General features: G+C 62.0%; 12 protein-coding genes. All 12 read left to right on the plus strand.

The genetic code is table 11. The features are described from left to right. On the plus strand, positions 1-1,034 hold a 1,034-nt coding region (locus Q8K05_RS05705), incomplete at its 5' end, for an acyl-CoA dehydrogenase (protein ID WP_305245547.1). Between the two features lie 32 nt (positions 1,035-1,066). Continuing rightward, entirely contained in the window at positions 1,067-1,264 is a 198-nt protein-coding gene (locus Q8K05_RS05710; RefSeq protein ID WP_370868779.1) for a hypothetical protein, read from the plus strand. Next, on the plus strand, positions 1,261-1,557 hold the full coding sequence (locus Q8K05_RS05715) for a Dabb family protein (protein ID WP_305245549.1): 297 nt from the start codon (positions 1,261-1,263) through the stop codon (positions 1,555-1,557). The genes Q8K05_RS05710 and Q8K05_RS05715 overlap by 4 nt, the downstream gene beginning before the upstream one ends. Further along, positions 1,554-2,345 carry an SDR family oxidoreductase gene (locus Q8K05_RS05720; RefSeq protein WP_305245550.1) on the plus strand — a complete coding sequence of 264 codons (792 nt, stop codon included), beginning with the start codon at positions 1,554-1,556 and terminating at the stop codon, positions 2,343-2,345. Before Q8K05_RS05715 ends, Q8K05_RS05720 begins: the two co-directional genes overlap by 4 nt. A 93-nt stretch (positions 2,346-2,438) precedes the next feature. Then, on the plus strand, positions 2,439-2,879 hold the full coding sequence (locus Q8K05_RS05725; protein ID WP_305245551.1) for a PaaI family thioesterase: 441 nt from the start codon (positions 2,439-2,441) through the stop codon (positions 2,877-2,879). A gap of 85 nt (positions 2,880-2,964) precedes the next feature. Continuing rightward, positions 2,965-3,981 carry an NADP-dependent oxidoreductase gene (locus Q8K05_RS05730; RefSeq protein WP_305245552.1) on the plus strand — a complete coding sequence of 339 codons (1,017 nt, stop codon included), beginning with the start codon at positions 2,965-2,967 and terminating at the stop codon, positions 3,979-3,981. Positions 3,982-4,002: 21 nt separating this feature from the next. Further along, positions 4,003-5,652, plus strand: a complete 1,650-nt coding sequence (locus Q8K05_RS05735; RefSeq protein WP_305245553.1) for an isovaleryl-CoA dehydrogenase — start codon at positions 4,003-4,005, stop codon at positions 5,650-5,652. Between the two features lie 41 nt (positions 5,653-5,693). Continuing rightward, complete coding sequence (locus Q8K05_RS05740) at positions 5,694-6,632, plus strand: glutathione S-transferase family protein (protein ID WP_305245554.1); 939 nt, start codon at positions 5,694-5,696, stop codon at positions 6,630-6,632. Next, the gene (locus tag Q8K05_RS05745; protein ID WP_305245555.1) at positions 6,629-7,105 is read left to right on the plus strand and encodes a GNAT family N-acetyltransferase; all 477 of its coding nucleotides are present in this window, start codon (positions 6,629-6,631) and stop codon (positions 7,103-7,105) included. Before Q8K05_RS05740 ends, Q8K05_RS05745 begins: the two co-directional genes overlap by 4 nt. A gap of 15 nt (positions 7,106-7,120) precedes the next feature. Continuing rightward, complete coding sequence (locus Q8K05_RS05750; protein WP_305245556.1) at positions 7,121-8,026, plus strand: SDR family oxidoreductase; 906 nt, start codon at positions 7,121-7,123, stop codon at positions 8,024-8,026. A gap of 685 nt (positions 8,027-8,711) precedes the next feature. Next, positions 8,712-8,918, plus strand: coding sequence for a hypothetical protein (locus tag Q8K05_RS05755; RefSeq protein WP_305245557.1), 207 nt, complete (start codon positions 8,712-8,714; stop codon positions 8,916-8,918). Positions 8,919-9,007: 89 nt separating this feature from the next. Further along, a partial coding sequence (locus tag Q8K05_RS05760) for an endo alpha-1,4 polygalactosaminidase (RefSeq protein ID WP_305245558.1) occupies positions 9,008-9,343 on the plus strand: 336 nt, incomplete at its 3' end.

Consider the following 9,343-nt stretch of genomic DNA (forward strand, 5'->3'; position numbering starts at 1 on the left):
GGCGCGGCACCACCAACACGCTGCTCAATTTTGGCGAAGGCAAATACCCGGTGAACGGCGAGGCGGGTGCCGTGGGTTACCTGGTCGGCAAGCCGCACCAAGGCCTGCGCTGCATGTTCCACATGATGAATGAGGCGCGTATTGGGGTGGGCATGGCCGCCACCATGCTGGGCATGGCGGGGTATTACGCCGCGCTGGACTATGCGAAGAGTCGTCCGCAGGGTCGGCCAGTCGGAGTGGGCGGCAAGGACCCCGCCCAGCCGCAAATCCGCATCATCGAGCACGCCGACGTCAAGCGCATGCTGCTGGCGCAAAAATCGTACTGCGAAGGTGCGCTGGCGCTTGAACTGTATTGCGCCCGCCTGGTGGACGAGCACCACACAGCCGAGCCGCAGGCCGCCGACGACGCCCGGCTGCTGCTCGAAGTGCTGACGCCGATTGCCAAAAGCTGGCCCAGCGAATGGTGCCTGGAGGCCAATTCCCTGGCGATCCAGGTGCATGGCGGCTATGGCTACACGCGCGATTTTCCGGTGGAACAATACTGGCGCGACAACCGCCTGAACATGATTCACGAGGGCACCCACGGCATCCAGGCGCTGGACCTGCTGGGCCGCAAGGTGCTGATGGAAGGGGGCAGGGGGCTTGCATTGCTGACGGCGCGCATCAACGCAACGATTGAACGCGCCCTGCAGGTGCCCGAGCTGGCCGCCCATGCCCACGCGCTGGGGCAAGCCCTGCAGCAGGTGGGCCGCGCTACCGAGTCAGCGTGGGCGACTGGCACGCCGGGCGACGCGCTGGCCAATGCAGTGCCTTATATGCAGGGTTTTGGCCATACCGTGCTGGCCTGGATCTGGCTGGACGTGGCGCTGGCCGCACTGCGTGCGGATGCTACTAAATCAATAGCTTCTACCCTAGGTAAGATAGGGGCTATGACCTATTTTTATCATTATGAATTGCCAAAAATAGGCGCATGGCTGAACGTGGTCGAAAACCGTGACCTGACCTGTGCCAACCTGCCGGAGGAGGCGTTCTGATGTCTTTTTTTAAACCATCACCCCATACCACAGTGAACAAGGCTGTGGTGCGCTTGCATGGCCTCATCTGGATACTGATTTACGGTGGCCTGCTGACGCTGGTGCTGGGCCTGTTTGTTGAGAATACCGATGACGCCACAGGCGGGCTCATGGTGGTCACAGGCGGTATCGCTGCAGCACTCGGCTTTGTCCTGATCTATGTGCGCTCAAAAATCAAGGGGGGCCCATGATCAAGCACATCGTCATGTGGAAACTCAAGAATGCCGCTGATGCGCCGGATTTCAAGGCCCAGCTGGATACCTGCGCCGGTCTGGTGCCGGGCATGCGGGCGTTTGAAGTCGCCATCAGGACAGCCGGACTGGATGCCAACTGCGATGTTGTGCTTTACTCGGAATTCGAGGGCGGCGCCGCTTTGGCGGCCTACCAAAACCATCCTCATCACCAGCACATCAGCCGCGGGCTGGGCGCCTTGCGCGACACCCGCACCGTGCTTGACTACGAAACCCAAGGAGACCCTGCATGACCCGTACCATTCAGCAACTGTTTGACCTCACAGGCAAAACCGCACTCGTGACTGGCGGCTCGCGCGGCCTGGGCCTGCAGATGGCGCACGCCCTGGGCGAAGCCGGTGCCAGGATCATGCTGAGCTCGCGCAAGGCCGAAGACCTGATGGTGTCAGCGGCCGAGTTGAAAGCCGCAGGCATCGACGTGGACTGGATCGCCGCCGACTGCTCCAAAGAGGCCGACATTCGCGCACTGGCCGATGAAACCATCAAGCGCTTCGGTCATGTGGACATTCTGGTCAACAACGCCGGTGCCGCGTGGGGCGCGCCGGCTGAAGACCACCCGGTGGAAGCCTGGGACAAGGTCATGAACCTCAATGTCCGTGGTTACTTCATCTTGTCGCAGCACATTGCCAAGCACAGCATGATCCCGCGCAAGTCGGGCCGCATCATCAACGTGGCCTCGATTGCCGGCCTGGGCGGCAACCCGCGCGAGATGACCACCATTGCCTACAACACGTCCAAGGGCGCCGTCATCAACTTCACCCGGGCGCTCGGTTGCGAATGGGGCATCCACAACATCACCGTGAACGCCATCTGCCCCGGCTTTTTCCCGAGCAAGATGACCATGGGCACACTCAAGGCCATGGGCGAAGAGAAACTCGCCGCGCACGCCCCGCTGGGCCGTTTGGGCGATGACGAAGACCTCAAGGGTATTTGCGTGCTCTACGCCTCGGACGCGGGCAAGCACATCACCGGCCAGTGGCTGGCGGTCGATGGCGGCGTGTCTGTGATAACGGGTGGATAGCATGGCCCCCACGCTTGTCACTGCGTGTACTGTGCACCCCCCCGAGGGGGCTGAACTTGCTTGGGGCGGCCCGGCGCTGCGTTCGGAGAAACCATGAACTTCGGCACAGAAATTCCCTTTGTCACCCATCTCGGCTTCGTGCTGGAGTTGTTCGAGGGCGGCGAATCGGCCATTGGCTACACGCCTCGGCCTGAGCATCTGAATTCCTTTGCGGTGACGCACGGCGGCGCCATCATGACGCTGCTCGATGTGACCATGGCCGTGGCTGCGCGCAGTGTCCAAAAAGACATGGGCGTGGTGACCATCGAGATGAAAACCAGCTTCATGCAGCCCGCACCCGGTGACGGCAGCAAGCTCACGGCCAGGGGCCGACTGATACACCGCACCAAGTCGCTGGCTTTTACCGAAGCCACGCTGTATGACGTGCAGGGCCGGGCTTGCGCTCACGCGACGGGAACGTTCAAATATGTCAGACGTCGGCCCGCAGAGCCCGAGAACGAGATCGCGACTGTCAGCGTCATTTCAACCGACTGAAGTCATTTTTAACAGTCAAATCGTGCTATATCCCAATAAACACGGGGGCAAGCAGCTCCTAAAACGATAGTGAACAGGAATCCATATGCCCACCAATCAGAAAATTCTGCTCGACAACCGCCCCAGCGGCGAAGCGATTGCCAGCAATTTCAAGCGCGTGACCGGCGAGACACCGGCCTTGCAAGGCGGGCAGGTGCTGGTGCGCCACCACTTCTTGAGCCTGGACCCGTACATGCGCGGCCGCATGAACGACGCAAAGAGCTATGCCGCGCCGCAGCCCTTGGGCCAAGTCATGCAAGGTGGCACCGCCGGCGAAGTCGTGGAGAGCCGTTCGCCCAAGTTCCAGCCTGGCGACAAGGTGGTCGGCATGGGCGGCTGGCAGCAGTACAGCGTCGTCAACGCAGAGCAGCCCGGCGCCTTGCGCAAAGTCGACACCACCCATGTGCCGCTTTCCCATTACCTGGGCGCGGTCGGCATGCCTGGCGTCACCGCCTGGTACGGCCTGGTCAAAATCATTGCCCCCCAAGCCGGGCAAACGGTGACCGTCAGCGCCGCGACCGGGGCCGTGGGCAGTGCCTTTGCGGCGCTGGCCAAAGCACGCGGCTGCCGCGTGGTGGGCATTGCGGGCGGCCCTGAAAAGTGCAAGTACGCGGTGGACGAACTGGGTTTTGACGCCTGCATCGACTACAAGCTGCACCAGGATGCAGCATCGCTTTCCAAGGCCCTGAAAGAAGCCTGCCCGCAGGGGATTGACGGCCATTTTGAAAACGTCGGCGGCATGGTGCTCGACGCAGTGCTCACGCGCATGAACGCGTTTGGCCTCATAGCGCTGTGCGGCATGATCGCCGGCTACGACGGCCAACCGATGCCGATGGCCTACCCGGCGCTGATCCTGACCAACCGGCTCAAAATTCAGGGCTTTATCGTCAGCGAGCACATGGAAGTCTGGCCTGCAGCCCTCATGGAACTTGGCACGCTGGTCGCCACCGGAAAATTGCGGCCGCGCGAAACCGTGGCGCAGGGCCTGGAAGCCGCGCCCGAGGCCTTTTTGGGCCTGCTCAAGGGCAAGAACTTCGGCAAGCAGCTGGTCAAGCTGATTTAACCCGGGTTCCAGGAGCTTGCCTTGGACATCACGCATGCGGTCTTTAACCAGCCTGAGCCGCTGGTCAACTACAACCTGTTTGAAGGCAACCGGCCGCTACGCGCTGCGCTGAAGTTCAATGCGCCTGAGCTCGACATTGCCGATCTCAGCGCGCTGGGCGCAACGCTGGGCAGCGCCGAGATGCAAGCGCATGCACGCCTGGCCAATAGCCATGCGCCCGAATTGCACAGCCATGACCGTTTTGGCCGACGCATCGACCTGGTGGAGTTTCATCCCAGCTACCACGCACTGATGACACTGGCCACCGGCGCAGGCCTGCATGGCACGCCTTGGGTGGGCGGGAGCGCATCCCCGCATGTCCTGCGCGCCGCGGGTTTCATGCTGTTCACCGAGCTGGAACCTTCGGTGCTGTGCCCGATTTCCATGACCTATGCGGTCACTCCGGCGCTGCGCGGCAACGCGGCCATTTATGCGGACTGTGGTCCCAAACTGACCGGTCGTGTTTACGATTCCGCGTTGAAGGTGTGGAGCGACAAACGGGGCATGACCATGGGTATGGGCATGACCGAAAAGCAGGGCGGCTCGGATGTGCGGGCCAACACGACGCGGGCGGAGCCGGTGGGCCACGATCGTTGGGGTGCGCGATACGCCCTGAGCGGCCACAAATGGTTTTTTTCGGCACCCATGTGCGATGCATTTTTGGTCTTGGCCCAGGCGAAGGCCGGCTTGAGCTGTTTTTTCCTGCCGCGCGTGTTGCCGGACGGCAGCCTTAATGCCATCCGGATTCAACGCCTGAAAGACAAGCTGGGCAACAAGGCCAACGCCAGCGCGGAGGTTGAATTTCAGGGCGCGCAAGCCTGGCGGGTCGGCGACGAGGGCCGTGGCATTTCGCAAATTCTGGAGATGGGCACGATGACGCGGCTGGACTGCGCTTTGGGGACCAGCGGCCTGATGCGCCAGGCCTTGAGCCTTGCGCTGCACCATACCGCGCAGCGCAAGGCCTTTGGCAAACTGCTGATGGACCAGCCGCTCATGCGCAATGTGCTTGCCGATCTTGCTATTGAAAGTGAAGCGGCCTGTGCGCTTTCCATGAGGCTTGCGAGGTCTTTTGATCATTCAAGTGAAGCACGAGAGCAGGCTCTGTCGCGTTTGCTGACGCCGGTCGCGAAGTTCTGGATCTGCAAGCGTGGAAGCCACTTTGCCCAGGAAGCCATGGAATGTCTGGGTGGTAATGGCTATGTAGAGGAGGGCGGCGAAGGCGTCATGGCCCGCATTTACCGGGAAATGCCGCTCAATTCGATCTGGGAGGGTGCGGGCAACATCATGGCGCTGGACCTGCTGCGCGCACTGCGCAAGGCTGATGCCGTGGCTGCGCTGGCGCACGAGCTTGCCGCGGCAAAGGGCGCTCACCCCGCGCTCGACCGACTCGCCGGCGCCTTGCCCGCGCGGGTTGAAGAAATGACGTCCGAGGCCTCCGAGCTTGAGGCGCGTCGTCTCGCGCAGGACGTGGCGCTGGCGGTGCAGGCTGCGCTGCTCTACCAGACAGCGCCAGGTGCGGTGTTTGGCGCTTTTTGCGACTCGCGGATTGCCGGAAATTGGGGCCAGGCCTTTGGCACGCTGGCTTCAGGCACCGATTTCAACGCGATCATTGCCAGGGCCATGCCGCATTGACCAGAGAGACATTCAGCCATTCAGAAATCCAGGAGAACGCTATGAGCGAATTGATCCTTCACCATTACCCGAACTCGCCCTTTGCCGAGAAAGTCAGGCTGATTCTGGGCTACAAGAATATCCCCTGGAAGTCGGTGATCATCCCGGCCATCATGCCGAAACCCGACGTACTGGCGCTGACGGGGGGCTACCGCAAGACGCCGGTGCTGCAGATAGGTGCCGACATTTACTGCGATACGGCCCTGATTGCCGACGTGCTGGAGCATGTTCAGCCCCGGCCCACGCTGTACCCCGAGCCCAGCAAAGGCATGGCCCGCACTCTGGCGCAATGGGCAGACACCACGCTGTTCTGGACCTCCATGGCGTTCAACATGCAGCCCAAGGGCCTGGCCCAGATGTTTGGCAGCGCGCCACCCGATGCCGCACGTGCATTTGGCGAAGACCGTAAAGCGATGAGCGCAGGCATGGTGCGCCTGCGCCCGGCCGATGCCGCTGCGGCCTACAAGTCTTACCTGCGCCGCCTGTCCGACATGCTCGATGACTGGCCATTTTTGCAGGGCGAGGTGCCGTGCATCAGCGACTTTGCAACCTACCACCCGCTGTGGTTCACCCGCACGCGCACGCCCGTGATGGCCGACATCCTCAACACCACGCCTGCCGTAGTTGAATGGATGGACCGCATGGCGGCCATTGGCCACGGCCCCATGGAGAAATTCAGCGCGCAAGAAGCCATCGGCGTGGCGGCGGCATCGACCCCAGCGCCGCTGCATGACGATGTTTTTCAGGACGAGCATGGCATCCCGCTGGGAAACCGGGTCAGCATCAGTGCCGAAATCTTTGGCCCCGAATCCACCGAAGGCGAGCTGATCGCCGCGACCCGCATGCACTATACGCTGCTCCGCACCGACGAGCGCGCCGGAACGCTTCATGTGCATTTCCCGCGCATCGGCTATTCACTCAAGGCCGTGACGCCGACATGAGCGGGACTGCGGAGGCTATTGCATGGCGCTTTGTCGCCTTTGAGGCATTGACCACCCGGGAACTTTACGACGTGCTGCAGCTGCGCAGCGAGGTGTTTGTGGTCGAGCAGGCCTGCATTTTTCAGGACATGGACGGTGCGGATGCGCAGGCCATGCACTTGCTGGGCACCCTGGCGGGGCAATTGGTGGCCTATGCGCGCTGTTTTGCGGCCGGTGCCAAATTTGCAGAAGCCAGCATAGGCCGCGTGGCCACGCGGGACCGTGTGCGGGGCAGTGGCGTGGGCCATGTGCTGATGCAGCAAGCGCTGGCGTACCTGCTGCAGCAATGGGGGCCGCAGGCCATACGGATTGGCGCCCAGGCGCGACTGGAACACTTTTACAGGCAGTACGGTTTTGTGAAAACGGGAGCGCCGTACATCGAGGATGGCATTCCCCATATCGAAATGCTGCGTCCCGCTTCGGTTCAAACTTAATTTCAGGAGTAATGAATGATCACGGATTTCAAAGGAAAAACCGCCGTTTTGACGGGTGCGGGCTCGGGCTTTGGCCTGGAGTGCGCGCGCATTGGCGCCCAATTGGGCATGAACCTGGTGCTGGTCGATGTGCAGCAGGACGCGCTTGACAAAGCCAGTGCGGAAGTCAGCGCCATGGGCGCCCAGGTGCTGCCCTTCAAGCTCGACGTCTCGAAGGCCGAACAAATGGAGGCCATGGGGCAGGCCGTGTTTGGGCGCTTTGGCGCGCCGCATCTGGTGTTCAATAATGCGGGCGTCGGCTCCGGCGGCCTGATCTGGGAAAACACGGTCAAGGACTGGGAGTGGGTGCTGGGGGTCAACGTCATGGGTGTGGTGCACGGCGTGCGCATCTTCACGCCCATGATGTTGGGCGCCGCAGCAAAAGACCCCCGCTGGCAGGGCCACATCGTGAATACCGCGAGCATGGCCGGTTTGCTCAATCCGCCCAACATGGGCGTGTACAACGTGAGCAAGCACGCGGTGGTGTCTTTAAGCGAAACCTTGTACCAGGACCTGGGGCTGGTCACTGACCAGATAGGCGCGTCGGTACTGTGCCCGTATTTTGTGGCGACGGGCATCAGCCAAAGCCATCGCAACCGACCGGCTGAATTGGGTGCAGACAAACTGACCCGGAGCCAGCTGATCCAGCAAGCGATGACGGGCAAGGCGGTGGGTTCCGGCAAGGTAAGCGCCGCTGACGTGGCTCGACGTGTGTTTGAGGCCGTCGCCCACAACCAGTTTTATATTTACAGTCATCCCAAGGCGATCCAGGCGGTACAAACGCGTCTGGAGGACATCGTTCAGGCGCGCAACCCGACCGATCCGTTTGCGGACAAACCTGAAATTGGTCAGCAGCTCAAGGCCGCTTTGCGTGCCGCCTGAGGGGGGCATAGCCGAGCGCGGCGAGCGCATCCTGTTTTGCCCCGGGTATCGACAGCCCGGACGCGATGCGCCAATGGGGCCGCCCGCCGACGGCGTTTGTCGGGCGGCGGCATTTTGACGATGCGCGGTTGATTAAAGAGCTGTTCAGGCTGACCGGGCCGTGAACGCCCGGCCTCCAGAAGCAGCGGCTCGTGCGACTTGCGTCGTTCGGTCACGTCCCGGAAATAGACAGCCAGCCCCCTCTGCGAACGGGTAAGCCCGCCCCTCCAGCCACTTGCAGAGTGGTGGCGCAGTATTCCTCGAACGCGACACGGCGGTTGCTCTCAAGTGACGGTTGCAGTTGCTGGCAAAGGCGCAGGGCCGAGATATCCTGCCGCACACCCTGAAGCTGGACGATGCGGCCCGCCTGGACAAGGCATCGGGGGGCGGGAGCCACCGATGCAGTCCCGGATGCTTTGGACCCGGATGGCGCGTTGGAACGGGGGGCTGTCATCGTTATCACCTGCTGCTCGCCAGCTTGATATATCTCAAATCCAAGCTTTTTTGCCATTCTTTTGGGTGTTTCTCGCTCTTGAAAATGTAACCAGCCAGTCGCTAAATCTTACTGGCGGCTAATAATGTTCGTAAGAAGGAAAACCGGCGTTCGTCCGGTTCTGACGGTCAATAGAGATACAGGGGAACCATCATGAACGCACTGGATGAATCGAGGCAATGCCCCGATGTTGCCACCCTCAAGCCCGCCTGGCCAAGGATGTGTGAGCGGTTTGGACGCATCGCCCGAAGGCCTATTCTCACAGCCATTCCGGTGCTTGGCGAGGTCTCGGACCTGTCCTGCCAATGGGCTGAGTTCGAAGACCGCAGCCAGCCCCGATGGCACCGGGGGGTACTCTGATGCTTCGCCGTGCCACACCGGGTTCGCGCCTTCCTGCGCTGACTGACCCTCATCAATACCTCCGTCATGCTGGCGAGATGATCCGCGCGATGATGCATGGCCCCGGCTCGCCGCTGCGCAGCGGGATGGAGCAACACGATCTCCCTCGGACGGCATTTTTTTATGGTGCGCAGGTGCCAGTCACGGCGCTCGCCCAGTTCGATCGCGTTGTGGTCGAGGCTGACCAGATTCTGGACCTCCGCCCCCTGCGCGCTGCTGGCGCCGACATCTTTGCCTACGTCAGCGTCGGTGAGGCGGAGGGCTGGCGGGCGTCAACGCGCGCCCTGCCGCCGGAGTTGTTCCTCGGATCAAACGCGTCCTGGCAGAGCCGCATTGCCGACCTGGCCCATCCGGGCTGGCGTCGCTATCTGCTGGACGAGCGGATG

It is taken from the genome of Polaromonas sp., assembly GCF_030682935.1.
In the GTDB taxonomy this organism is placed as follows: domain Bacteria; phylum Pseudomonadota; class Gammaproteobacteria; order Burkholderiales; family Burkholderiaceae_C; genus Polaromonas.

Bases quoted from the DNA above. Each gene is read 5' to 3' on its own strand.
- Q8K05_RS05740 (WP_305245554.1), top strand. From the start codon at position 5,694: ATGAGCGAATTGATCCTTCACCATTACCCGAACTCGCCCTTTGCCGAG.
- Q8K05_RS05755 (WP_305245557.1), top strand. From the start codon at position 8,712: ATGAACGCACTGGATGAATCGAGGCAATGCCCCGATGTTGCCACCCTC.
- Q8K05_RS05730 (WP_305245552.1), top strand. From the start codon at position 2,965: ATGCCCACCAATCAGAAAATTCTGCTCGACAACCGCCCCAGCGGCGAA.
- Q8K05_RS05725 (WP_305245551.1), top strand. From the start codon at position 2,439: ATGAACTTCGGCACAGAAATTCCCTTTGTCACCCATCTCGGCTTCGTG.
- Q8K05_RS05750 (WP_305245556.1), top strand. From the start codon at position 7,121: ATGATCACGGATTTCAAAGGAAAAACCGCCGTTTTGACGGGTGCGGGC.
- Q8K05_RS05715 (WP_305245549.1), top strand. From the start codon at position 1,261: ATGATCAAGCACATCGTCATGTGGAAACTCAAGAATGCCGCTGATGCG.
- Q8K05_RS05745 (WP_305245555.1), top strand. From the start codon at position 6,629: ATGAGCGGGACTGCGGAGGCTATTGCATGGCGCTTTGTCGCCTTTGAG.
- Q8K05_RS05720 (WP_305245550.1), top strand. From the start codon at position 1,554: ATGACCCGTACCATTCAGCAACTGTTTGACCTCACAGGCAAAACCGCA.